21 protein-coding genes and 1 pseudogene are annotated in these 24,663 nt (G+C 69.6%); 11 read left to right on the top strand and 11 right to left on the bottom strand.

Annotated features, from left to right (window positions below; genetic code table 11):
• Window positions 1-178 precede the first annotated feature (178 nt).
• From G3I60_RS28210 to G3I60_RS28195, 4 genes are all read left to right on the top strand, one after another.
• Entirely contained in the window at window positions 179-1,942 is a 1,764-nt protein-coding gene (locus tag G3I60_RS28210; RefSeq protein WP_164298331.1) for a beta-galactosidase family protein, read from the top strand.
• A 213-nt stretch (window positions 1,943-2,155) separates the two neighbouring features.
• Window positions 2,156-3,052: an SIS domain-containing protein gene (locus G3I60_RS28205; RefSeq protein ID WP_164298334.1), complete on the top strand. Its 897-nt coding sequence runs from the start codon at window positions 2,156-2,158 to the stop codon at window positions 3,050-3,052.
• Window positions 3,053-3,108: 56 nt separating this feature from the next.
• The gene (locus G3I60_RS28200) at window positions 3,109-3,954 is read left to right on the top strand and encodes a class II fructose-bisphosphate aldolase (RefSeq protein WP_164298335.1); all 846 of its coding nucleotides are present in this window, start codon (window positions 3,109-3,111) and stop codon (window positions 3,952-3,954) included.
• Between the two features lie 164 nt (window positions 3,955-4,118).
• Window positions 4,119-4,643 carry an RICIN domain-containing protein gene (locus tag G3I60_RS28195; protein WP_164298337.1) on the top strand — a complete coding sequence of 175 codons (525 nt, stop codon included), beginning with the start codon at window positions 4,119-4,121 and terminating at the stop codon, window positions 4,641-4,643.
• 68 nt (window positions 4,644-4,711) lie between these two features.
• On the opposite strand, the gene G3I60_RS28190 is transcribed toward G3I60_RS28195, so the two are convergent.
• Complete coding sequence (locus tag G3I60_RS28190; RefSeq protein ID WP_138358232.1) at window positions 4,712-5,215, bottom strand: hypothetical protein; 504 nt, start codon at window positions 5,213-5,215, stop codon at window positions 4,712-4,714.
• 207 nt (window positions 5,216-5,422) lie between these two features.
• Between G3I60_RS28190 and G3I60_RS28185 the strand changes: the two are divergent.
• From G3I60_RS28185 to G3I60_RS28165, 5 genes and pseudogenes are all read left to right on the top strand, one after another.
• Window positions 5,423-5,551: pseudogene (locus G3I60_RS28185) on the top strand (DUF397 domain-containing protein); the annotation flags it as partial.
• 225 nt (window positions 5,552-5,776) lie between these two features.
• A complete protein-coding gene (locus tag G3I60_RS28180) occupies window positions 5,777-6,073 on the top strand; it encodes a hypothetical protein (protein ID WP_164298341.1) in 297 nt (98 codons plus the stop codon).
• Window positions 6,074-6,134: 61 nt separating this feature from the next.
• A complete protein-coding gene (locus tag G3I60_RS28175; RefSeq protein ID WP_164298343.1) occupies window positions 6,135-7,505 on the top strand; it encodes a hypothetical protein in 1,371 nt (456 codons plus the stop codon).
• On the top strand, window positions 7,502-8,101 hold the full coding sequence (locus tag G3I60_RS28170) for a hypothetical protein (RefSeq protein ID WP_164298345.1): 600 nt from the start codon (window positions 7,502-7,504) through the stop codon (window positions 8,099-8,101). The genes G3I60_RS28175 and G3I60_RS28170 overlap by 4 nt, the downstream gene beginning before the upstream one ends.
• Entirely contained in the window at window positions 8,098-8,736 is a 639-nt protein-coding gene (locus tag G3I60_RS28165; protein WP_164298348.1) for a hypothetical protein, read from the top strand. Before G3I60_RS28170 ends, G3I60_RS28165 begins: the two co-directional genes overlap by 4 nt.
• Before the next feature lie 43 nt (window positions 8,737-8,779).
• Here the strand turns inward: G3I60_RS28165 and cimA are convergent, their stop codons facing one another.
• The 7 genes from cimA to ureA form a co-directional block, all read right to left on the bottom strand.
• Window positions 8,780-10,378: a citramalate synthase gene (gene cimA, locus G3I60_RS28160; protein ID WP_164298350.1), complete on the bottom strand. Its 1,599-nt coding sequence runs from the start codon at window positions 10,376-10,378 to the stop codon at window positions 8,780-8,782.
• A gap of 277 nt (window positions 10,379-10,655) precedes the next feature.
• The gene (locus G3I60_RS28155) at window positions 10,656-11,993 is read right to left on the bottom strand and encodes an MFS transporter (protein WP_164298352.1); all 1,338 of its coding nucleotides are present in this window, start codon (window positions 11,991-11,993) and stop codon (window positions 10,656-10,658) included.
• Between the two features lie 64 nt (window positions 11,994-12,057).
• A complete protein-coding gene (locus tag G3I60_RS28150; protein ID WP_164298354.1) occupies window positions 12,058-12,600 on the bottom strand; it encodes a hypothetical protein in 543 nt (180 codons plus the stop codon).
• A gap of 24 nt (window positions 12,601-12,624) precedes the next feature.
• Window positions 12,625-13,236, bottom strand: a complete 612-nt coding sequence (locus G3I60_RS28145; protein ID WP_343241839.1) for a TetR/AcrR family transcriptional regulator — start codon at window positions 13,234-13,236, stop codon at window positions 12,625-12,627.
• A gap of 27 nt (window positions 13,237-13,263) precedes the next feature.
• Window positions 13,264-14,298, bottom strand: coding sequence for an agmatine/peptidylarginine deiminase (locus tag G3I60_RS28140; RefSeq protein ID WP_164298356.1), 1,035 nt, complete (start codon window positions 14,296-14,298; stop codon window positions 13,264-13,266).
• A gap of 14 nt (window positions 14,299-14,312) precedes the next feature.
• Entirely contained in the window at window positions 14,313-16,004 is a 1,692-nt protein-coding gene (locus G3I60_RS28135; RefSeq protein ID WP_164298358.1) for an urease subunit alpha, read from the bottom strand.
• Window positions 16,001-16,750 carry an urease subunit gamma gene (gene ureA / locus G3I60_RS28130; protein ID WP_164607881.1) on the bottom strand — a complete coding sequence of 250 codons (750 nt, stop codon included), beginning with the start codon at window positions 16,748-16,750 and terminating at the stop codon, window positions 16,001-16,003. The genes G3I60_RS28135 and ureA overlap by 4 nt, the downstream gene beginning before the upstream one ends.
• 133 nt (window positions 16,751-16,883) lie before the next feature.
• Here ureA and G3I60_RS28125 point away from each other — a divergent pair, with 133 nt between their 5' ends.
• Window positions 16,884-18,311, top strand: a complete 1,428-nt coding sequence (locus G3I60_RS28125) for a cytosine permease (RefSeq protein ID WP_164298361.1) — start codon at window positions 16,884-16,886, stop codon at window positions 18,309-18,311.
• A gap of 87 nt (window positions 18,312-18,398) precedes the next feature.
• On the opposite strand, the gene G3I60_RS28120 is transcribed toward G3I60_RS28125, so the two are convergent.
• Both G3I60_RS28120 and G3I60_RS28115 read right to left on the bottom strand, forming a co-directional pair.
• The gene (locus G3I60_RS28120; RefSeq protein WP_138358754.1) at window positions 18,399-19,487 is read right to left on the bottom strand and encodes a branched-chain amino acid aminotransferase; all 1,089 of its coding nucleotides are present in this window, start codon (window positions 19,485-19,487) and stop codon (window positions 18,399-18,401) included.
• Window positions 19,488-19,730: 243 nt separating this feature from the next.
• The gene (locus tag G3I60_RS28115) at window positions 19,731-20,768 is read right to left on the bottom strand and encodes a 3-isopropylmalate dehydrogenase (RefSeq protein WP_138358752.1); all 1,038 of its coding nucleotides are present in this window, start codon (window positions 20,766-20,768) and stop codon (window positions 19,731-19,733) included.
• A gap of 130 nt (window positions 20,769-20,898) precedes the next feature.
• On the opposite strand from G3I60_RS28115, the gene G3I60_RS28110 reads away from it, so the two are divergent.
• Complete coding sequence (locus G3I60_RS28110) at window positions 20,899-22,491, top strand: metallophosphoesterase family protein (protein ID WP_138358750.1); 1,593 nt, start codon at window positions 20,899-20,901, stop codon at window positions 22,489-22,491.
• A 480-nt stretch (window positions 22,492-22,971) separates the two neighbouring features.
• Here G3I60_RS28110 and pruA read toward each other — a convergent pair whose 3' ends face one another.
• On the bottom strand, window positions 22,972-24,600 hold the full coding sequence (gene pruA / locus G3I60_RS28105) for an L-glutamate gamma-semialdehyde dehydrogenase (protein WP_164607878.1): 1,629 nt from the start codon (window positions 24,598-24,600) through the stop codon (window positions 22,972-22,974).
• Window positions 24,601-24,663 lie beyond the last annotated feature (63 nt).

The following is a 24,663-nucleotide window of genomic DNA, read 5'->3' as shown; positions in this document are numbered from 1 at the left end:
TGGGCGAAGACGACGGTGTGCTTCACTTCTCTCTAGTAAGCGGTTTCTATCATGGGCGTTCCGCACCCCACAACGGATTGAACACTGTTTGATTCTTTGGATTGTGGCGACAGGAACGCCCACTTACGATCACGCTGACGCCAACCGCAGCAGCACGTCACAGCACCGGAGAACCCTCATGCTCGAGATGTCACCCGAGGGCTTCTCCCTCGACGGCCGCCCCCTGCGCCTGCTGTCCGGCGCACTGCACTACTTCCGCACACTCCCCGAACAGTGGCCGCACCGGCTGCGCATGCTGCGCGCGATGGGCCTGAACACCGTGGAGACGTACGTCCCGTGGAACCTCCACGAGCCGCGCCCCGGCGAGTACGACTTCGACGGCATCGCCGACCTGGACGCCTTCCTGCGCGCCTCCGCCGAGGCCGGCCTGCACGCGATCGTGCGCCCCAGCCCGTACATCTGCGCGGAGTGGGAGAACGGCGGACTGCCCTGGTGGCTGCTGGCCGACCGCGACCTGCGGCTGCGGGTCGCCGACCCGCAGTACCTGGCCCATGTGGACCGCTGGTACGACCGGCTGATCCCGATGATCGCGGCCCATCAGACCACCAGGGGCGGAAATGTGCTGATGGTCCAGATAGAAAATGAATACGGGTCATTCGGTACGGATAGCGCTTACCTGCAGCACCTCGCCGACGGCCTGAGGTCGCGCGGGATCGACGTCCCGCTGTTCACCTCCGACGGTCCGGAGGACTTCTTCCTCACCGGCGGGGCGGCCCCCGGCCATCTCGCCACCGTCAACTTCGGCAGCCGCGCCACCGAGGCGTTCGGCGAGCTGCGCCGCTTCCGGCCGCAGGACCCGGCGATGTGCATGGAGTTCTGGAACGGCTGGTTCGACCACTGGGGTGAGAAGCACACCGTCCGCTCCCCCGAGGACGCCGCCGGCGCGCTGCGCGAGATCCTGGAGAACGACGCCTCCGTCAACCTCTACATGGCGCACGGCGGCACCAACTTCGGTACCTGGGCGGGCGCCAACACCGCCGACCCGCGCACCGGCGAGGGCTACCAGCCGACGATCACGTCCTACGACTACGACGCGCCGATCGACGAGCGCGGCGCGCCCACCCCCAAGTTCTGGGCGTTCCGCGAGGTGCTCGCGGCCTACGCCGAGCAGCCGGCGCCGGACCCCGAGCCGATGCCGCCGCTGCTGGCGCCCGCCCGGATCGAACTCACCGAGTCCGTACCGCTGTTCGATGTCATCGGGCAGCTCTCGACCGGCACCGTCCACTCCCCGGTGCCGCCGTCCTTCGAGGAACTCGGCCTGGCCCACGGCCTGGTGCTCTACCGGACCAGCATCCCCGGCCCCCGCAAGGCGTATCCGCTCACCCTGGAGGGCCTGGCCGACCGGGCGCACGTCTTCGTGGACGGCGCACCGGCCGCCGTACTGGAACGCGACGGCGACGAGCGGCCGGAGATCGCGGTGGACGGGCCGGCCGCCCGGCTGGAGCTGCTCGTCGAGTCCATGGGCCGGGTCAACTACGGTGCCGCGATCGGCGACCGCAAGGGCCTGTCGGGCGTGCTGCACACCCAGCAGTACCTGCACGGCTGGACCGCCGAGCCGGTGCCGCTCGGCGACGGGACGCCGGACAGCCTGCCGTGGGGCGCCGCCGCTGCCTCAAGCAGCCCGGCCCCCGCCGCGTTCCACCGCGGCTTCCTGGACGTCGACGAGCCCGCGGACGGCTACCTCGCGCTGCCCGGCTGGACCAAGGGCTACGTCTGGGTCAACGGCTTCTGCCTGGGCCGCTACTGGGACCGCGGCCCGCAGCGGACCCTCTACGTGCCGTGGCCTCTGCTGCGTCCCGGCCGCAACGAGATCGCCGTCCTCGAACTCGACGGGCACGCCGGACCGTTCGTCGAGATCCGCACCGAACCCGACCTCGGCTGACCGGCCGGTTCCACAGGCCGGTTCCACAGGCCGGCTCCACGGGCCGGCTCCACTGGCCGGCTCCACTGGCCGGTTCCGTCGACCGGTTCCGTCGACCGGTTCTGCGGTCCACCCATCTGGTCTAGTCCATTTTTCCACCTCGCCACCGGATCCGGGCGGGGCATCCAGTACCGTCCGACCTGACGGACGGAACGACGAAGGGACGGCACCTCCATGTCGATCACCGCGGAAGAGATCGTCACCCAGCCCGAGTGCTGGGAGCGCGCCGCCGGACTCCTCCCCGAGGTCGCGGGCCTGCTGCCCGCCACCGGGGAGAAGGTCGCGGTCGTGGGCTGCGGTACTTCCTGGTTCATGGCCCAGTCGTACGCCGTGCTGCGCGAGCGCGCCGGGCTGGGCGTGACCGACGCCTTCGCCGCCTCCGAGTTCCCCTACGGCCGCGACTACGATCGGATCGTGGCCATCACCCGCTCCGGCACCACCACCGAGGTGCTGGAACTGCTCCGCAAGGTGCGCGGGACGGGCGGAACGGGCGGAACGGTCAGGACCACAGCGGTCATCGGCGATCCGGACACCCCGATCGTGGACCTCGTGGACGACCTGGTCGTGCTGGACTTCGCCGACGAGAAGTCCGTCGTCCAGACCCGCTTCGCGACCAGCGTGCTGGCGCTGCTCCGCACCCACCTGGGCGAGGACATCGCGCCCGCCGTCGCCGACGCGCGCCGCGCGATCGCCGAGGCGCTGTCGCCGGACCTGCTGGGCGCCGAACAGTTCAGCTTCCTGGGCACCGGCTGGTCCTACGGCATCGCGCTGGAGGCCGGCCTCAAGATGCGGGAGGCGGCGGGCGCCTGGACCGAGTCGTACCCCGCGATGGAGTACCGGCACGGCCCCATCTCGATCACCGGCCCGAACCGGATCGCCTGGGTCTTCGGCGATCTCCCGGAGGGCCTGGACGGGGACGTGGCGCGCACCGGCGGCACGCTGGAGGCCTCGGGCACCGACCCGCTGGCCGATCTGATCCGGGTGCAGCGGCTGGCCGTCGCCATCGCCGAGGCGAACGGCCTCAACCCCGACACCCCGCGCAACCTGACGCGTTCCGTCGTCCTGTCCTGACGCGCTCCGCCTGCTTCCGTCCGACTACCTGAATCCGACTGCTTGAAGGGGATCCCATGCCACTGGTCACCACGGGTGAGATCACCGGCCCCGCGATGGCCGCCGGCCGGGGGGTCGGCGCGTTCAACGTCATCCAGCTGGAGCACGCCACCGCCATCACGGCGGGCGCGGAGCGCGCGGGTCTGCCGGTGATCCTGCAGATCAGCGAGAACGCGGTGCTCTACCACGGCGCCCTGGAGCCGGTCGCGGCCGCGACCCTCGCCATCGCCCGCGCCGCCTCCGTACCGGTCGCCGTCCACCTCGACCACGCGACCGACCGCATGCTCGTGGAGCAGGCCGTCGCGCTGGGCCTCACCTCGGTGATGTTCGACGCCTCGACGCTGCCCTACGAGGAGAACGTGGCCGTCACCGCCTCGGTGGCCGAGCACTGCCACCGCGCGGGCGTCTGGCTGGAGGCCGAGCTGGGCGAGGTGGGCGGCAAGGACGGGGTGCACGCGCCGGGCGTGCGCACCGATCCGGCCGAGGCGGCGGCGTACGTCGCGGCGACCGGCGTGGACGGCCTGGCCGTCGCCGTCGGCACGTCGCACGCGATGAGCACGCGGACCGCTGCGCTGGACTTCGAGCTGATCGGACGGCTGCGAGCCGATGTCAGGGTGCCGCTCGTCCTGCACGGCTCGTCGGGCGTCTCGGACGAGGACCTGGCGCGGGCCGTCACGCACGGCATGGTGAAGGTCAACATCGCCACCCACCTCAACGCCTGCTTCACGGCGGCGGTGCGCGAGACGCTGACGGCGCAGCCGCAGCTGACCGACCCCCGCAAGTACCTCGGCCCGGGGCGCTCCGCCGTCACGGACGAGGTGGCACGACTGCTGCGGGTACTGGCCGGTCCGGTCGCGGGCTAGGGCGCCGGCGCCGGCTCCAGGGAGCGTCCTCGCCGGACGTCACGGCACCTGGCTGAGAAAAGCGCCGCTGGTTCCGTTCAGCGGAACGTCTGTGGACAGGCCGAAGGGCTTGCCGGAAATCTGGCCGTCACGCAGTTTCCACTGATCCGAGGGAGAAATCGCTCATGAGATCTCGTCTGAAATATCGGCTAGGGCTGTTAGCGGCGGCGACCGGTATCGCAGCACTGGTCCTCCCCGGGACCGCCAACGCCGACGCACAGGCCGACAGCTACCTCTGGCACAGTCTCGCCGGCGCGCACAAGTGTGTGGGGCTGGCCAACAACGGAAGCACCGCGAACGGCACGGCCCTGGTCATCTGGGACTGCCACGGCCACCCCGACCAGCGCTGGACCAGTGGCCCCAGCGGTGGGGCCTCGGCGTTCTACAGCCAAGCCGGCGCCAACAAGTGTGTGGGGCTCGCCAACAACGGAAGCACGGCGAACGGCACGCCCCTGGTCATCTGGGACTGCCACGGCCACCCCGACCAGCAGTGGTACGCCTCGGTCAACAATTCGCTCCGCAGTAATGCTGCCGTCAACAAGTGCATCGGGCTGGCCAACAACGGAAGCACGGCGAACGGCACGCGCCTGGTCATCTGGGACTGCCACGGCCACCCCGACCAGCAGTGGCAGTGGCAGACCGGGCTCTGAGCACGGTGCTCCGCATATAGGCAGCCGGTCACGGGCGGTGCGGGCCGTGACCGGCTCGTTCGGAACCCTCAGCAGCCGCCGCAGTTGTAGTAGAGGACGTCCCAGTGGCTGCCCTCGTCGGCGTAGATGTTCCCCGACCCGGACTTGTACTGCGGAGCACCGTCGCCCCGCAGCCCGATGTACGTGAACCGGTGGATGTAGTTGGTGATGCAGGTGTTCTTGCCGAAGTCGAGCTTGTAGCCGTTCCAGTGGCTGTACGTGCCGCTCGCGTGCCCGGTCTCCGTGCCGCCGGTGATGTTCAGGGCGCAGCCGCTCGCGTGCTTGAGCGTGACGGCACCCTGCGCGGTGGCCAGGTTGAGCTGGTCGAAGGACGTACAGGTGGAGACGTTGCGGTTGGAACAGCCGCCGGACGAGGACCAGGTGATCCCCGCCGAGCTGAACATGGACGTGGCCTGTGCGTGTGTCAGCTTGCTGACCGCGTAGGCGTCGTGGGAGGCGGCGATGCCGACCCCCGGGGCGAACAGGACACCGAGCGCGAGAACGAGCGCGCTCAGCACCCTGCGGAGCTTCATCACTCTGCTGGGACTCATACGGGAACCTCCTGCGGGATACGTGCAACCGGTGGGGCGGTTGTGCAGGTGCCGCTGTTGGTGCGTGACGAGTGTGCCCGAGTTCTACGCGCGTCCGCCAGAGGGTGGCCGGACGGGTAACAGGCCGTGCCCGCGGAGGCGTTGGCGCTGTGTTGGTGGGCCGTTGGCGCGATCGCACAGCATGGACCCGTCGCCGCCCACCCCCAGGCCGTGCACATCCGTGACTCCAAGGACCCTGACGGCCCGGCTCTGACGGTCTCGCCCGCCGCCTGGACCCGCTTCGTCGCCTTCGCCGCCGGGGCCGACCTCACCGCGTAGGCGTACGACGCCGCCCGGTCCGCAGCGCCTGGTCACCGTGAGTCAGGAATAGGCCAGGTCTTTACCGTTCTTTGCGAGCTCCAGGTTGTCCGGCCCCCGTGGGCTTGAAACGATCAATGGATTGCCGGACAGGGGAACTCCCGCAGTTGATGTGGCGCGCCCGCATGCCGCGAAATCCTCCCCGGCATTCAGATCATGACCAGGGCGAGCGGAATGGTTGCGGGGATGGCGGACCTCAAAGTGTCCTACGACAGGCTCGAAGAATCGACGAAGAGCCTGCAGACGATCCAGCGGGAGCTGGAGGACACGGGCGGGCACCAGAAGGAAATCAAGGAGTTTCTCGGCTCCGGTGACATCGCTCACGCGATGCACGACTTCGCCAGCAACTGGGACTACCACCGGCACAAGCTGCTGGACAAGGTGAAGGCGATGGGTGAGATGGCCGAGAAGACCATGGAAGCCTTCAAGGACGTGGACAAGAAGCTCGAAGACGGCCTCGACGGCGCAGGCAAGAAGAAGTAGCCCCCGTCTCCCCCCGCCAGTAGTCGATCCAGCATGTTCACGTCTGAGGAGAACCAGCAGCATGAGTAGGCCGCCGGACTATGAATGGGCCGTGCTCGACGAGAGCCAGGACCCGATACCCGGGGAACCGCACGAGGTTCGAGCCGAAGCCAAACGACTCAGCAAAATGGCCGAGACGATCCGCGATCAGATCGGCCTGTTGACGGATATTGCAGGCGACGAGAACGTCGGCAAGTTCGCCGACAAGCTCCGCGATACCGCTTCGGAACTCAAGGGCGACCTGGGAAAGGTCGCCACCCGGTACGAGACGGTGTCCGGGTACCTGGGCAGTTGGGCCGACGACCTGGACCACTGCCAGTCCGAGTCGCTGAAGGCCCTGACCAAGGCCCAGGCCGTCGCGCCGACCGCCAACTCCCCCGAAGCGAAGCCGGCGCCCGGGCAGCCGGCGCCGAAACTCACCCCGGAGCAGCAACACCACAAGGATGTCCTGGACCACGCGAAACAGACCGCCCAGGGCGAACTGGCGCAGGCGAAAACGCAGTTGGCGCATACGAAGAGCCATCGGGACGAACGTGCCCACCATTGGATGCAGAAGATCGAGGACACCGAACACGACGGCTTGAAGGACAGCCGGTGGGACGGGATCAAGGACTTCATCCATGAGCACGCCGGGCTGATCAAGCTGCTCGCCGACATCTGCACCTGGATCGTCACCGCCCTCATCATCGTCTCGCTCTTCATCCCCGGCCTGGACATCGCCACCGCCCTGCTCGGTGGACTGATGCTGGCCGCCCTGCTCGGCCATACCGCCGTCGCCCTCACCGGCGACGGCTCCTGGACGGACGTGGCGATGGACGCCTTCGCCATCGTCACCCTGGGCACCGCGGCCTGGGCGAAGGGCCTGCTGGACGGCTCGACGGAGTTCGCCGAGGGAGTGGCGAACGCGACGCGCGCCGGAACGGAGGGCGAGGAGGGCGTGTCGGCCGCCGCCAAGGCCGGAACCGAGGGCGCTGACATCGCATCGGGCGCCAACCAGGGAACCGCGGGCCGGATGTGGTCCTCGGTGGCCGACTACGCCAACGCAGTGGGCCAGAAGTTCCTGGCCGGCGGCGAGAAGGAAGTCCTGGAAAACATGACGAAACTTCGCCAGCTCGCCGAGGAGTTCCCGAACACGAGGCTGTTCCCCAACACGCTCACCCGCGCCGGCGGCTTCCTGAAGACGGTGCGGATCATCAATGGCGCCGCCAATGCGGCCGATGAGTTCAGCCACTGGGCGGGCGGCAGCGACACGTTCAACTTCATCGGGAATCTGGTGCACGGCAAGGGGTTCGACGGGGATCTCCTGCACCCGGTGGTGGAAGGCGACACCTCCAAGCCATTGCCCATATTCGGCAAGTTCAAGGAACTGACCACCGTGGAGGTCGGCTCATGACGGTGAGCGGCTACCGGCTGGTCGTCCCGGACGAGTGGGAGAAGATCCCGGTCCAGCGGGGCACGGACAAGGCCATCGCCGCCCTGCTCGACCGCGCCTTCGCGAAGCATGGACGCGATCAGGTCGCCCAGTACCGGCGGGAGTTGGAGGCGCGGCTGAAAAAGGTGATCAACCAGGCGCGCCAGAACGCGGGTGTCGATCTCTTCCTGCCCATGGGAAACCGCGAGCAGAACCTTCCGGCCTCGTTCCTGATCTCCTACGTCGAATTCGGGCGGCTCGACGCTCCCGACCCGCAGCAGGTGCTGGCCGAAGTACTGTCGACGACTCGGGGTGGGGAGCCGGTGGAAATCGCCGGGTGCTCCGGAATCCGGACGGATCGGAACTACGACGCCGATCCGGAACGCGAGGTCGATTACGCGTCGCGGCGCATCGAGTACATACTTCCCGTGCCCGGAACCGCCGACAGCTGGCTGCTCTCCTCGTTCTCCACATTCGGTGGGGGAAGCCCCGACGACGACATCGCAAAACTCCTCGGCGCGCTGTTCGATGCGATCATGAGCACGTTCCGGTGGAAGTATCAGCAGGAGGACGCATGAGCTTCGACCAGCGCAAAGTGACCGACAACTGGGCCGAGACCTCCTGGGACCGGGATGTGTGGTTCCCCATTCCGATCAGCTTTCAGGGCACCAAATGGGCGGATGCCGCCGAGTGGGCTTTCGACTACGCCGGTGATCGCTTCCTTCGTGGCGGCCGGGAGCTGAACAAGAAGGTCGTGAAGAAGGAAGTTCTGCCCTTCGCGCAGTCCCTCGTGCTCGCCCGGAGCCAAGGTGCCGGCAAACTGGCGGGGCACAAGCTGTACTTCCACTGCCCCGACTACACGAAGATCCCGGTAGTGGCTGCCATCGGGTTGTGGAAACGCGAAGGGACCAGGGAAGAAGCGTTCCAGTACTACAGCTACTGGGGCACGGAGACCGCGACCGTCCCCCCGGTAGCCGAGTGGTTCGAGACCGAGTCCCTCGGAAGAGGCGTCAAGGCCCACTGGAGCGGCGTCGCCGGAACCGGCCCGTACGACCAGGTCAACTACATCTTCCGCGACGACGACTTCGACACCGACGTACACGTCTTCCTGATGTCCTGGAGCCACGAGCGCTTCCTGGAAGTCCTGCCCGACCTGGACACCCTCGTCCGCACCATCCGCTGCACGCCGGACCCGGACAAGAGCAAGACCTGACCCCACGCCACCAGCGCGCTGGGTCAGGTCCGGCCTCGGCCCATTACTCCTGCGGGTCGACGCCCGCCCGCAGCAGCCCGTACGCGTAAGCGTCGTCCAGCGCCTGCCAGGACGCGGCGATCACGTTCTCGGCCACACCGACCGTGTTCCACTCGCCCTTGCGGTCGCTGGTGGTGACCAGGACGCGGGTGGTGGAGTCGGTGCCCTGGCGGCCCTCGAGGATGCGGACCTTGTAGTCGACGAGCTGGAGCTCGGCGAGCTGCGGGTAGATCCGTTCCAGGGCGACGCGCAGCGCGCGGTCGAGGGCGTTGACGGGGCCGTTGCCCTCCGCTGTGGCGACGATGCGCTCGCCCTTCGCCCACACCTTCACCGTGGCCTCGTTGGCGTGGGTGCCGTCGGGGCGGTCCTCGACGATCGCGCGCCAGGACTCGACGCGGAAGTAGCGGCGGGGGCGGCCGTTGATCTCGTCGCGCAGCAGCAGTTCGAAGGAGGCGTCGGCCGCCTCGTAGGTGTAGCCCTGGAGCTCGCGCTCCTTGACGCGGGCGACGACCCGGCCGACGAGCTCGCGGTCGTCGCCGAGGTCGATGCCGAGTTCCTTGCCCTTGAGCTCGATGGAGGCGCGTCCCGCCATGTCGGAGACGAGCATCCGCATGGTGTTGCCGACCTGCTCGGGGTCGATGTGCTGGTAGAGGTCCGGGTCGACCTTGATCGCGGAGGCGTGCAGACCGGCCTTGTGCGCGAAGGCGGAGACGCCGACGTAGGGCTGGTGGGTGGACGGCGCGAGGTTGACGACCTCGGCGATGGCGTGCGAGATGCGGGTCATCTCGGCCAGCGCGCCCTCGGGGAGCACCTTCTTGCCGTACTTGAGCTCCAGGGCGGCGACCACCGGGAAGAGGTTGGAGTTGCCGACCCGCTCGCCGTAGCCGTTCGCCGTGCACTGCACGTGGGTGGCGCCCGCGTCGACGGCGGCGAGGGTGTTGGCGACCGCGCAGCCGGTGTCGTCCTGGGCGTGGATGCCCAGCCGCGCGTCGGTGTCGGCGAGGACGAGGCCGACCACGGCCTGTACCTGTGCGGGCAGCATGCCGCCGTTGGTGTCGCAGAGGACGACGACGTCGGCGCCGGCCTCGTGCGCGGTCTTCACGACCTGCTTCGCGTACTCCGGGTTGGCCTTGTAGCCGTCGAAGAAGTGCTCGCAGTCGACGAACACCCGCCTTCCCTGCTCGCGCAGGTAGGAGACGGTGTCGCGGACCATCTCCAGGTTCTCTTCCAGCGTGGTGCGCAGCGCCAGCTCGACATGACGGTCGTGGGATTTGGCGACCAGCGTGATCACCGGAGCCTGGGAGTCCAGCAGCGCCTTGACCTGCATGTCCTCGGCGGCCTTGCCGCCGGGGCGGCGGGTGGCACCGAAGGCGACCAGCGTGGCGTGCCGCAGTTCCAGCTCGGTGGCGGCACGGGCGAAGAACTCGGTGTCGCGGGGGTTGGCGCCCGGCCAGCCGCCCTCGATGAAGCCCACCCCGAAGTCGTCCAGGTGCCGGGCGATCGTCAGCTTGTCCGCGACGGTGAGGTTGATCCCCTCACGCTGCGCGCCGTCGCGCAGCGTGGTGTCGAAGACATGGAAGCTGTCGTCCAATGCGGCTGTCATGGTGGTGAGACTCCTGTCGGATGAGTGGCTACCGGAAGACCCGTCTCCACTTGCCCCCAATGATCCCTCGCGCTTCGCGTCCGGCGTGGGTGGGCCGGGAAACGAAAAAACCTCTCGCGGATGCGAGAGGTCTGCACGCGGGTCTGGGACACGGTGGTCGCTGCCGTACGTTTTCTACGGGGCGCTCACTGCGGACCGGCGTGCGCTGTCCATAATGATGACGTTGGAGAGCACGAAGGCAGTCTGGCACAGACCTGCCCCCGCGCTCCGGCCCGTCTCAGGATGCGAGCGCCTTCTCACGGTCCCGCGTGTCGAGGCCCACCCGGTGCAGATCGATCTCCTTCGTCTCGCGCATCGACAGGTAGACGACGAGCGACACGGCCGCGCAGCCCGCCACGTACCAGTAGTAGCCGGACTCGATGCCGCCCTTCTTGAACCACAGCGCAACGTACTCCGCGGTGCCGCCGAAGAGGGCGTTGGCGAGGGCGTACGGCAGGGCGACGCCCAGGGCGCGGATGTGGGTCGGGAAGAGCTCGGCCTTCACACAGGCGTTGATCGACGTGTAGCCGGTGACGACCACCAGCGCGAGCAGGGCCGGCCCCAGGGCCGACCAGAAGCCGCTGACGTGCCGGAGCATGGTCATGATCGGGACGGTGAGGAAGGTCGAGCCGACCGCGAAGGTGATCAGCAGCGGGCGGCGGCCGATGCGGTCCGACAGCGCTCCCGCGAGCGGCTGCAGACAGGCGAAGACCGTCAGCGCGCAGAAACTGACGAGGGTCGCGGTCTGCTTGGGCAGGCCCGCGCTGCTGGACAGATACTTCGTGAGGTACACGGTGTACGTGTAGTACGCGACGGTGCCGCCCATGGTGAGCGCCATGACCAGGAACGCCTCGCGCCGGTGCTTCCACAGCGTCCCCAGGGTGCCGCTGTCCTCCCCGGCCTCGCCCGCTTCCGCGGACGCCCCCTCGTAAACGTCCGTCTCCAGCATGTTGCGCCGCAGGTAGAAGACGATGGCCGCGCCGGCGGCGCCCACGATGAACGGGATCCGCCAGCCCCAGCTGTGCAGCGCTCCGTCGGACATCGTGTGCTGCAGGATCAGCTGCAGTCCGAGGCCGATGATCTGCCCGACGGTCATCGACACGTACTGGAAGCTGGAGGCGAACCCCCGGCGGCCGGGCGCCGACGCCTCTGTCAGATACGTGGCGCTCGCCGCGTACTCACCGCCGACCGACAGACCCTGCAGCAACCGCGCCACGAGCAGGACGGCCGCGCCGCCGTACCCGGCGACCGCGTACGTCGGCGCCGCCGCGATCAGCACCGCGCTCGCCGACATCAGCGAGACGGAGAGCGTCAGAGCCGCCTTGCGGCCCTTGCGGTCGCCGATCCGGCCGAGCAGCCAGCCGCCCACCGGCCGCATGAAGAAGCCGACCGCGAAGATGCCCATCGTGTTCAGCATCTGGGCGGTCTCGTCCCCCTTGGGGAAGAACGAGGCCGCGAAGTACGTCGCGAACGTCGAGTACACGAACCAGTCGAACCACTCGACCATGTTGCCGGCCGAGCCGACCCAGATCTTCTTCCAGTGCTGCTGACCGTCGGCGCGTTCCGTGGTGCCCATGGTCAACGACCGTGCCGGAACCGACCGTTCCCCCGCAAGACCGCCTCCGGCGGCGCCGGCTCACTCACGGACCCGCGCTGCTGCCCCCGCCTCCCCCGGAGTACCGGGTGGGCCCCGGCCGCGGGGGCTCCGGCCGTTGCGGCGGCAGTTCGGTGATGCCCAGATCGCGGCGCATCTGCTGGCGCAGCGCATACAGATCGTCGGAGCACCCGGCCAGTTCTGTCTCCGCCTCGCTCCGCCGCTCCCCCGACGGCTGCTCGCCGCCGGCGGGCGTGAGCAGCGAGTACACCCGGTTCAACCGCCCGATGAGCTCCGCCGCGGAGACCAGCACCGCGTCGCTGATGACCATCTGGGCCTCCGCGTACGTCTCGCGGTTCGCAGCGCGCGCCTCCTCCAGTACCTGGCGGCGCGCGATCTCGAGGGCGTCGCTCCGCACGGCCAGGCAGCCGGACAGCGCGTCGTGATACCGCCGGATCGACTGGTTCAGCTGCGCGTTCGATGCCTTCCGCTCCGCACGGTTGCCATTCCTGGCGGCAACGCGGTGCGCCAGCAGCGCGGTCAGGAGTGTGCCGAGGACACCGACAACGGCGACGACGAGGGCGGTCACGCTCTCCACGGTAGCCGCGAAAGCCTACGCGGCGGGCGCGAACAGGCCGTCCTGGAGGAACTCCCGGACGTGCCCGAGCACCGCCTCGCGGTCGGTGCCGGGGAGGCCGACGACCAGGTGGGTGCCGAAGCCGTCGAGCAGCGCGCGGAGCCGGACGGAGAAGCGTTCGGGGTCGGTGGCGCGGAACTCGCCGCGGGAGATGCCCTCGGCGACCAGCGCCACCAGGTCCCGGTGCCAGGCCAGTTCGAGCGAGAGCTGTCGCTGGAGGCCTTCCTCGCCCAGCTGGGAGCGGGTCCAGACCTCGGACCACAGCACCCAGTGCGGATCGCGGTGGCCGTCGGCGAGGTAGTGGTCGATGACCAGGTCGAGCCGCTCGCGGGCGGGCAGCGGCTTGGACAGCAGGGCGCGGCGCTGGGCGCCGAGCTGCTCCTCGCTCCACTCCAGGGTCTGGAGGAGCAGCTCGTCCTTGCTGCCGAAGTAGTAGAGGACGTGACCGCTGCTCATACCGACCTCGCGGCCGAGACCGGCGAGGGTGAGTTCGGCCAGACCGTGCTCCGCGATGGCCGTCATCGCGGCCGCCATCACCAGTTCACGGGGCTGCTTGAGCCGCCGCCTGGCGCGGGGCTGTCCGGTCACCCTGTCCTCCGACGATGTATCCCTGGGTCACACCTGGGGCTGCTGTTGCGTGATGCAGTGGATGCCGCCGCCGTGCGCGAAGATCGTGCGGGCGTCGACCGGGACCACTTCGCGCTCCGGGAAGAGCCGGCCGAAGATCTCCGCGTTGACCCGGTCGGCCGGGTCGTCGAAGGAGCACAGCACGACGGCGCCGTTGCACAGGTAGTGGTTCACGTAAGAGTAGTCGACCAGTTCTCCGTCCTCCTCGGTGACCGAGGGGGCGGGCAGCTCGACGACCTCCAGGGCGCGGCCGCGCGCGTCGGTGGCGTCGCGGAGCAGCTTGACCGCTTCCTGCGACACCGCGTGGTCGGGGTGCGACGGGTCCTGCTGACTGTGCACCACGACCGTGCCGGGCCGGACGAACGCGGCCAGGATGTCGACATGGCCGCGGGTGCCGAAGAGTCCGTAGTCGGCGGTCAGCCCGCGCGGCAGCCAGATCGCCTTGGTCGTGCCGAGGTACGCGTGCAGCTCCTCCTCGACCCGCTCCTTGGTCCAGCCCGGGTTGCGGCCCGGGTCGAGCTGGACGGTCTCGGTGAGCAGGACGGTGCCCTCGCCGTCGACGTGGATGCCGCCGCCCTCGTTGACCAGCGACGAGGCGTAGGCGCGCGCACCGGCCAGCTCGGCGACCTTCGCGCCGACCTGGGAGTCCAGGTCCCACTGCGCCCACTCCTGGGCGCCCCAGCCGTTGAACACCCAGTTCGCGGCGGCCAGTTCGCCGTCGCGGACCAGGAACGTCGGGCCCATGTCGCGCATCCACGCGTCGTTGAGCGGCTGCTCCACCACGTCGACGCCGGGGCCGAGCAGCGAGCGGGCCGCGTCGCCGTCACCGGGTGCGGTGAGGACGGTGACCGGCTCGTAGCGGCTGATGGTGCGGGCGACCCCGGCCCAGGCGCGGCGGGAGACATCGAGGTCCTCGTCGTCCGCGAAGGTGGTGCTCGGGGACGGCAGCGCCATCCAGGTGCGGGCGTGCGGGGCCCACTCCGGGGGCATCCGGAAACCGTCGGCTGCGGGGTTCGAGTTCATGGTGCGGATCCTTGTCACAAGAAGTACAGGCGGCTGAGGGACACCTGGTCGGCCGGTTCCGAGCGCAGCGGGTCACCGTCGAGGGTGACCAGACCGGTACTGCCGTTCACGTCGACCTGGCCGGTGCGGGAGTTGAACAGCAGGTCCGCGGGGCCGATACCGCGGGTTCCGCGCACCGCCACCCGGCGGCGGCGGGTCGGCATCCGGTCGTTCGCCGACCCGGCCGCCGCACGGGCGACGAAGGCGACCGACAGATCGGCCGCGGTGGCGCCGTGCGCTCCGAACAGCGGGCCGATGACCAGGGGTTCGCAGTCGTCGGTGGCCGCGTTCGGGTCGCCGGTGACGCCGTAGGCGGGGAAGCCCGACTTGAGGACCATCTGCGGCTTGGCGCCGAAGTACTGCGGCTTCCACAGCACGATGTCGGCGAGTTTGCCGGCTTCGAGGGAGCCGACCTCGTGGGCGAGGCCGTGGGCGATGGCGGGGTTGATGGTGAGCTTGGCGATGTAGCGCAGCACGCGCGCGTTGTCGTCGGCGGGCCCGTCGCCCTCCATCGGCCCCAGCTCGGCCTTCATCTTCCCGGCCATCTGGAAGGTGCGGCGGACGGTCTCGCCGGCGCGGCCCATGCCCTGGGCGTCGGAGGAGGTGATGCCGATCGCGCCCAGGTCGTGCAGCACGTCCTCGGCGCCCATCGTCCCGGCGCGGATCCGGTCACGGGCCATGGCCGCGTCGCCCGGCAGGTCGGGCTTGAGGTCGTGGACCGAGACGATCATGCCGTAGTGCTCGGCGACCGCGTCCCGTCCGAAGGGCAGCGTGGGGTTGGTGGACGAGCCGATGACGTTCCGTACGCCCGCCATCTTCAGGACGTTGGGGACATGCCCGCCGCCGCAGCCCTCGATATGGAAGGCGTGGATGGTGCGGCCGTCCAGGACGGAGAGGGTGTCCTCCACCGACAGGCACTCGTTCAGGCCGTCGCTGTGCAGCGCCACCTGGACGTCGTGCTCCTCGGCGACGCGCAGCGCGGTGTCCAGCGCGCGGGTGTGCGCGCCCATGTCCTCGTGGACCTTGAAGCCGGAGGCGCCGCCCTCGGCGAGCGCCTCCACCAGCGGAGCCGGGTCGGAGGACGAGCCGCGGGCCAGGAAGCCGATGTTGACCGGCCAGGCGTCGAAGGCGTTGAACGCGTGCCGCAGCGCCCAGGGCGAGTTGACGCCGACACCCCACACCGGGCCGAACTCCTGGCCGATGATCGTCGTGACGCCGGAGGCCAGCGAGGCCTCCATGATCCGCGGCGAGAGCAGATGGACGTGGGTGTCCACGGAGCCGGCCGTCGCGATCAGACCCTCCCCCGAGACGATGCTGGTGCCGGTCCCGACGACGACATCGACCCCGTCGAGGGTGTCCGGGTTGCCCGCCCGGCCGATCGAGCAGATCCGGCCTTCGCGGATGCCGATGGACACCTTGCGGATGCCGAGGACGGCATCGATCACCACGACGTTGCTGATCACGACGTCACAGGTGTCGCGGACCGCGGCGCCCTTGAGGTGCATGCCGTCGCGGGCGGTCTTGCCGAAGCCGGCCAGGAACTCGTCACCGGGCAGCTGCGCGTCGGACTCGACGCGGATGACGAGCCCGGAGTCGCCCAGCCGCACCCGGTCCCCGGCGCGGGGACCGTGCACCGCCACGTATTCGCGCGGGTCGATTCCGGTCATGAGCCGTCCTCCAACGGGGTCGGGTTCGGGGGCGGGGTGGGGGCCGGGGGCTGGGTGGGGGTCGGGGGCTGGGTGCCGAGGTAGCCGCAGGCCGCGGCTCTGCGCAGGGCCTCCTCGCGGGCACCGGGCGCGTCCAGCGGGCCGTCCACCAGACCCGCGAAGCCGATCGCGACCCGGGCACCGCCGATCGGCACCAGGCCCACCGGCGCGGACTCCCCCGGGCCGAAGCGCACCGACGAGCCCGCCGGGACGGCGAGCCGCATGCCGTAGGCGGCGGACCGGTCGAAGTCCAGCCGCGGATTGGCCTCGAAGAAGTGGAAGTGCGAGGTGACGCTGATCGGCACGGTCGCGGTGTTGTGCACGCTCACCGTCACGGACGGAGCCCGATCGGGGACCGCGGGGCCGGTCAGTACGGCGCCGGGCGCGTCGTCGCCGAGCGATCCCCCGCCGATCGGCGCGGTGATCACGGCGAGCCGGGAGCCGTCGTCGAAGACGGCCTCGACGTGGACCTCCCTGACCACGTCGGCCACCCCGGGCAGCACGTCCTCGGGCCCGAGGACCGCCTTCCCCGCGGCGATGGCCTCGGCCAGCCGGCGGCCGTCCCTGGCCGCCTCGCAGACGGTGTCGGCGATGAGCGCGGTCGCCTCCGGCACGTTCAGCAGCAGGCCGCGGGCCCGGCGGGCCCGCGCCAGCTCGGCGGCACCGAACAGCAGCAGGCGGTCCCGCTCGGTCGGGGTCAGTCGCATGTCGCGCCTCTCGAAGAATTAGAACACCACTCTAACAATTCATCCCGTCGACGGGAAGTGTTGACCGTAGGCCATAGGTGGGAGACATTGAATGGCGTTCAAAGACGACAGGAACCCCGTAGGGAGACCGCCCATGCAGATCGAGCAACGCGGAGTCGACACCGTTCCGGACGAGGAGCGCACCAGCGGCCCGCGCGATCTGGTCAGCATCCTGCTCGGGTCGAATCTCGCCCTGGGAGTGATCGTCTTCGGCTGGCTGCCGGTCTCCTTCGGCCTCGGCTGGTGGGCCTCGGTGAGCGCCCTGGCGGCCGGCACCCTGGTCGGCACGCTGCTGACCGCGCCGCTCGCCCTCGTATCGCTGCGCAGCGCCACGAACCTCTCCACCAGCAGCGGCGCCCACTTCGGGGTACGCGGCCGGCTGCTCGGATCGGTCATCGGCCTGCTGCTCTCGCTCGGCTACACCGCCCTGACCCTGTGGGTCGGCGGCGACGCCGTCGTCGGCTGCCTCAACCGGCTCTTCGGCCTGCCGACCGGCGCGGCGAGCTACGCCGTCGTCTACGCTGCCCTCGCCGCCTGCACCGCGACCGCCGCCGTCTTCGGCTACCGGATGCTGCTGCGGCTCAGCCGCGCCCTGGCCGTCGGCCTCACCGTGCTGCTGCTCATCGGCTTCATCGCCTACGCCGGGAGCTTCACCACCTCACCGGTGGAGGGTTCCACGTTCCTGCTCGGCGGCTTCTGGCCGACCTGGCTGCTCGCGGCCGTGTCCGCCGGGCTGAGCGGGCCCATCGCCTTCATCACGCTGCTCGGCGACTACACGCGCTACATCTCGCCGCGCCGCTTCAGTCAGCGCAAGGTCTTCTGGTCCACCTGTCTGGGCCTGGTCGTCGGGCTCCTCGTGCCGCAGCTGTTCGGCACGTTCACCGCCCTGGCCGTCGGCGCCGCCGACGACTACGCGGGCCCGCTGGTGGCCGCCGCCCCCGCCTGGTACCTCGCGCTACTGCTGGCCAACGCCTCGGCGGGCTCGGTCGGCAACGCCGGCCTGATGCTCTACAGCATGGGCCTCGACCTGGACGCGATCCTGCCCCGCGCGTCCCGGACGCAGGCCACGTACGTCGTGGCGGCCTTCTCCACCGCACTGGTCTTCCTGGGGCACTTCGCGTGGGCGGCGCAGGACGCGATGACGTCGTTCGTGCTGTTGCTGACGGCGGTGGGGACACCTTGGGCGGTGGTCACGCTGCTGGGGTTCGTGCGGGTTCGAGGCCGCTACGACACCGATGCGCTGCAGGTTTTCAACCGGGGGACGCGTGGGGGGCTGTACTGGTACCGGGGCGGCTGGAACGTCGCGGCTACCGCCGCCTGGGCCTCCGGCGCGGTGATCGGCCTCCTGGCCGTGGATACGCCGCTTTACAGCGGACCGCTCGTTTCGTGGACCGGCGGCATCGATTTCAGCTTCCTGCTGTCGGCGGCTGTCACGGCCGGCGCGTATCTCGCGCTGAACGCCAAACGCCCGCATCCGCTTCCGGCGAAGGAAACGGAGCGGGCGCTCGTGCGGCAGGTCTGACAAGCCCGTGCGGGCCGGTGGTCGGTGTGCCCACCCGTTCCGCCTTGCGGAACGGGTGGGCACAACCTGGCCGAAGATGTGCGGGTCCTAGCCGAGCTGGTGCATCCAGCCGTGGGGGTCCGGGGCCGTGCCGGTCTGGATGGACAGGAGTGCTTCGCGGAGCTTCATCGTCACCTTGCCGGGGTTGCCGTCGGCGACGGTCCAGTCGGCTCGGGTGGACTTGACGGAGCCGACCGGGGTGATCACGGCGGCGGTGCCGCAGGCGAAGACCTCGGTGATGGTGCCGTCGGCGCAGCCGCGCTTCCAGTCCTCGACGGAGATCCGGCCCTCGTTGACGTCGTAGCCCAGGTCCGCGGCGATCTTCAGCAGCGAGTCGCGGGTGATGCCGGGGAGCAGCGAGCCGGTCAGGGCGGGGGTGAGGATCTTGTTGCCGGACACGAAGTACAGGTTCATGCCCCCCATCTCCTCGATCCAGCTGCGCTCGATCGCGTCCAGCCAGACGACCTGGTCGCAGCCGTGCTCGATGGCCTGGGCCTGGGCGATGAGGGACGCGGCGTAGTTGCCGCCGGCCTTCGCGGCGCCGGTGCCGCCGGGCGCGGCGCGCACGTACTCCTCGGAGAGCCAGACGGAGACCGGCTTCACGCCGCCGGCGAAGTACGCGCCGGCCGGTGAGGCGATCACCATGAAGAGGTACTCGTTGGCCGGCTTGACGCCCAGCCCGACCTCGGTGGCGAACATGAACGGCCGCAGGTAGAGCGACTGCTCGCCCGCGCTGGGCACCCACGCCTTGTCCTGGCCGACGATCGCGTCGACGGCCTCGATGAACGTCTCGACGGGCAGCTCGGGCATGGCCAGCCGGCGCGCGGAGTCCTGGAAGCGCTTGGCGTTGGCCTCGGGGCGGAAGGTGGCGACCGTGCCGTCGGGCTGGCGGTACGCCTTCAGGCCCTCGAAGATCGTCTGCGCGTAGTGCAGCGTCATGTTCGCCGGGTCGATGGAGAGCGGGGCGTACGGCACGAGCTGCGCGTCGTGCCAGCCACGGCCCTCGGTCCACCGGATCGTCACCATGTTGTCGGTGAAGTGGCGGCCGAACCCGGGGTTGGCGAGGATCGCCTCGCGCTCCGCGTCGGACAGCGGGTGCGAGGAAGGCTTGAGCTCGATCGTGGGCGTCGTCGTCATGTCTGCGTGTCCTTCACCGTGAGGTCATGGCGGACCGCACCCGCCGTCCCAGTGCTTGGACGTCCGAGTTTCCCCTCGCACAGCGGCCCCACCGCTGATTATCGCAGCGATGGGGCCATCGGCATAAATGTGCGGCCCGGGGTCGATGGTCGCACCCGGCCGGGGGATTGGCCCAGGGGGGCCAGAGGGGTAGGTGCGCGCGAAGCGCTCCCTGGAAGGGCGGTGGCGGGAGACGGGCGGGCGCTAGCCGGCTACTCGGGCGGCCAGCGCGTCGCCGACCTCCACCGTGCTGCGCGGGGCGGAGCGCTCGGCGAGGTCCGCGTGCACGGCCTTCTCGACGCGGGCGGCCTCGTCGGCGTAGCCCAGGTGCTGGAGCAGCAGGGCCACGGACAGGATCGTCGCGGTCGGGTCGGCCTTGCTCTGGCCGGCGATGTCCGGGGCGGAGCCGTGCACCGGCTCGAACATCGACGGGAAATCGCCGCTGGGGTTGATGTTGCCGCTGGCGGCGACCCCGATGCCGCCGGAGACGGCGGCGGCGAGGTCGGTGATGATGTCGCCGAAGAGGTTGTCGGTGACGATCACGTCGAAGCGCGCGGGGTCGGTGACGAGGAAGATCGTCGCCGCGTCCACGTGCAGATAGTCCGTGGTCACGTCGGGGAACTCTTCGCCGACCTTGTTGAAGATGTTCGTCCACAGGTGGCCGGCGTAGACCAGCACGTTGTTCTTGTGGACCAGCGTGAGCTTCTTGCGCGGGCGGGCCTGGGCGCGGGCGTAGGCGTCACGCACCACGCGCTCGATGCCGAACGCGGTGTTCAGGCTGACCTCGGTGGCCACCTCGTGCGGGGTGCCGGTCCTGATGGAGCCGCCGTTGCCGGTGTACGGGCCCTCGGTGCCTTCACGGACCACGACGAAGTCGATGTCCGGGCTGCCGGCCAGCGGGGTGGCCACGCCGGGGAAGAGCCTGCTGGGGCGGAGGTTGACGTGGTGGTCGAAGGCGAAGCGGAGCTTCAGCAGGAAGCCGCGCTCCAGCACTCCGGACGGCACGGACGGGTCGCCGATCGCGCCGAGCAGGATCGCGTCGTGCTCCTTGAGCTGCGTCAGATCGTCCTCGGTGAGCGTCTCACCCGTGGCGTGATAGCGCTTGGCGCCGAAATCGAAGGACTTCGTCTCCAGCTTCACGTCCGAAGGGAGGGCGGCGGCAAGGACCTTGAGGCCTTCGGCCACGACCTCCTGGCCGATTCCGTCACCGGGGATCACTGCGAGGCTGAGGGTGCGAGACATGGCGGAAACCCTACTCGGCGTCCCATTGAATGACACATGGTGTCCGCATGACGGACATATGGGAGGGTCGCCATGCACCGTTCATCCGGAGTACGACCAAGTGTCGAACGGCAATGCGAGATTGCGCGGCATGGACACACCACGTATGGGTATTGCGGACAAGCTCGCCGACCGGATGAGCATGGCCGAACAGCATGAATACCTGCGCTCCCGGCTGACCCGCCGCGGGGTCATGCGCGGCACCGTCGCTGCCGCCGGTGCGGTGGCGGGGGCCGGACTGCTGAGCGGCACCGCGGCCGCCGCCTCGCCCACGCTGCTGAGCAAGCCCGCGACCGGGCATCACGTCAGCGGCTCCCTCGTCGCCCCCTTCGGGCGCCACCTCGCCTTCGGCGCGGACCCCAAGACCCAGTTCCGGGTCTCCTGGCAGGTCCCGCTGGCCGTCAAGAAGCCGTTCATCCGGGTGGGCCTCAAGCCCTGGGCCCTCAGCCACAAGATCCAGGCCGAGGTCCGTGCGCTGCACACCCCGCAGCTGCTCAACAGCAAGCTGCCGCCGGTGGACCAGTACTACCTGCACGCGGCGCTGGACGGGCTGCACCCCGGCACGACCTATTACTACGGTGTGGGCCACGAGGGCTTCGATCCGGCCGCCGGCCAGGCGTTCGGCACCATCGGCACCTTCACCACCGCGCCCGCGCGCAGCGGTGAGCGGTTCACCTTCACCGCCTTCGGCGACCAGGGCGTCAGCTACCACGCCCTCGCCAACGACAGCCTGATCCTGGCGCAGAACCCGGCGTTCCACCTGCACGCCGGCGACATCTGCTACGCCGACCCGGCCGGTTCCGGCCAGCAGTCCGACTCCTCCGTCTACGACGCGCGGACCTGGGACCAGTTCCTGGCCCAGACCGAGTCCGTCGCGGCCCGTGTCCCGTGGATGGTGACGACCGGCAACCACGACATGGAGGCCTGGTACTCCCCCAACGGTTACGGCGGCCAGGAAGCGCGCTGGAGCCTGCCGGGCAACGGCCCGGACGCGAAGAACCAGCCGGGCGCGTACTCCTTCGTCTACGGCAACACCGCTGTGGTGGCGCTCGACGCGAACGACGTCTCGTACGAGATCCCGGCCAACTACGACATCAGCGCCGGCAAGCAGACCGCGTGGCTGGACAAGCGCCTCGGTGAGCTGCGCAGGCAGCGCGGCATCGACTTCATCGTGGTCTTCTTCCACCACTGCGCCTTCTCGACCACCAACTCGCACGCCTCCGACGGCGGTGTGCAGGAGAAGTGGGTGCCGCTCTTCGAGAAGCACCAGGTCGACCTGGTCGTCAACGGCCACAACCACGTCTACGAGCGCACCGACGCGATCCGCGGCGGCAAGGTCTCGAAGCCGGTCGCCATCGGCGACACGGTGCACCCCGAGAAGGACGGCGTCGTCTACGTGACGGCCGGCGGCGCGGGCCGCAGCCTCTACGACTTCCCGGCGCCCGACTCGTACGAGGGTCACGAGCACAACGTCGACTCCGTCACCACCTGGCACTCGGCCAAGGGCGGCGGCAAGGTCACCGAGACCGTCGCCTGGTCCCGGGTCCGCTACACGGGCTACTCGTTCATCGCGGTCGAGGTCGAGCCGGCGTCGTCCGGCCGGACGTCGACGCTGACGGTGTCCGCGCTGGCGGAGACCGGTGAGCGCGTCGACCACTTCACGGTGGCGCGCAAGGCTCGCTGAGCAACATCCTCAAGCGCCGGACGGGCTGAAAAGCCCGTCCGGCGCTTGAGGACCGCTTCGTTGTTGGCTGCGCGCCGAGCTAACGAGCCTCGTGGCCCGTGCTGCCGCCGTTGTCCCGGCGGTCGAGCGAGCGCTGCAGTGCCTTCATCGCGTTCTCGCGTGCGGTCTCGTCCATGGTGATCAGCTCCAAAGGAAGATCAAGGAGATGGTTGTCGCCATAGAACGGGGCGGGGAACGTGCGCGGCAGGGGGTGACCTGCGTGAAGGGCGCTGGTTCGCATCCGCCGATCGCTGGTGGAGCGATTCGTTCGGCATCTACAAAGCTAGGTCAGCGCGGCCGTTATGTCTCCACAGTTACTCGGACTTCCTACTATCTGAGACGGAGACCACCCGAACGCAGGCCACCCCCGCATCCGGATGGGGACCGGAATACGGGGGCGGCGGTCTGCGTCGGCCCGCGGTGGGGCCGCTAAGGGCCTGATCAGCCCTGGTGCGGGTACCGGTAGTCGGTCGGCGGGACCAGCGTCTCCTTGATGGAGCGGGTGGACGTCCAGCGCATCAGGTTGGACGCGGCGCCGGCCTTGTCGTTCGTACCCGAGGCGCGGCCACCGCCGAAGGGCTGCTGGCCGACGACGGCGCCGGTCGACTTGTCGTTGATGTAGAAGTTGCCGGCGGCGAAGCGCAGCTTCTCCATCGCGTCGACGGCCGCGGCGCGGTCCTGGGCGATGATCGAGCCGGTGAGGGCGTACGGCGAGACCGACTCCATCTGGGCGAGCATGGTGTCGAAGTCGGCGTCGTCGTAGACGTAGATGCCGAGGATCGGGCCGAAGTACTCGTCGCGGAAGATCTCGTTCGCCGGGTCGGTCGAGACCAGGACGGTCGGGCGGACGAAGTAGCCGACCGAGTCGTCGTAGGTGCCGCCGGCGACGACCTCGATCGTCGGGTCGGACTTCGCGCGGTCGATGGCCGCCTTGTTCTTGGCGAAGGAACGCTCGTCGATGACGGCGCCGATGAAGTTCGACAGGTCGGTGACGTCACCCATGGTGATGCCGTCGACCTCGGCCGCGAACTCCTCCTTGAAGCCGTTCTCCCAGATGGAGCGCGGGATGTAGGCGCGGGAGGAGGCCGAGCACTTCTGGCCCTGGTACTCGAAGGAGCCACGGGTCAGCGCGGTCTTCAGGATCGCCGGGTCGGCGGAGGGGTGGGCGACGACGAAGTCCTTGCCGCCGGTCTCGCCGACGAGACGCGGGTACGTCTTGTAGTTCTCGATGTTGGTGCCGACCGTCTTCCACAGGTGCTGGAAGGTCTTGGTCGCGCCGGTGAAGTGGATGCCGGCCAGGTCCGGGTGGGTGAGCGCCACCTCGGAGACGGCGATGCCGTCACCGGTCACCAGGTTGATGACGCCCTTGGGGAGGCCGGCGGCCTCCAGCACCCGCATGAGCAGCACGGCGGCGTGCGTCTGCGTCGGGGACGGCTTCCACACGACGGTGTTGCCCATCAGGGCGGGGGCGGTCGGCAGGTTGCCCGCGATGGCCGTGAAGTTGAACGGCGTGATCGCGTAGACGAAGCCTTCCAGCGGCCGGTGGTCGCTGCGGTTCCACACGCCGGCGCTGCTGATCGGCTGCTCGGCGAGGATCTGCCGGGCGAAGGAGACATTGAAGCGCCAGAAGTCGACGAGCTCGCACGGACAGTCGATCTCGGCCTGCTGGGCGGTCTTCGACTGGCCGAGCATCGTCGAGGCGGCGAGCGTCTCGCGCCACGGGCCCGACAGCAGGTCGGCGGCGCGCAGGATGATCGCGGCGCGGTCGTCGAAGGAGAGCGCGCGCCAGGCCGGGGCGGCGTCGAGGGCGGCGTCGACGGCGTCCTGCGCGTCCTTGGCGGTGGCGTTGGCGTAGGTGCCGATGCGGGCGCTGTGATTGTGCGGCTGCACGACGTCGAAGCGCTCGCCGCCGCCCATCCGCTGCTCGCCGCCGATGGTCATCGGCAGGTCGATCGGATTGCCGGCCAGCTCCTTCAGCTTCGCTTCGAGCCGGGCGCGCTCGGGGGATCCCGGGGCGTAGGAGTGGATCGGCTCGTTCACCGGCGTGGGGACCTGGGTCACAGCATCCATCGAGGTGCGCTCCTTTGGGGTGAGGGTTTCGCAGCGGGGATGAGGGTTACTCAGCGAGGTTGA

The sequence above is a fragment of the Streptomyces sp. SID13666 genome (genome assembly GCF_010548325.1).
In the GTDB taxonomy this organism is placed as follows: domain Bacteria; phylum Actinomycetota; class Actinomycetes; order Streptomycetales; family Streptomycetaceae; genus Actinacidiphila; species Actinacidiphila fildesensis.
Note: the sequence above shows the minus strand (reverse complement) of the source record. Positions and strands in the feature narration are given on the sequence as shown.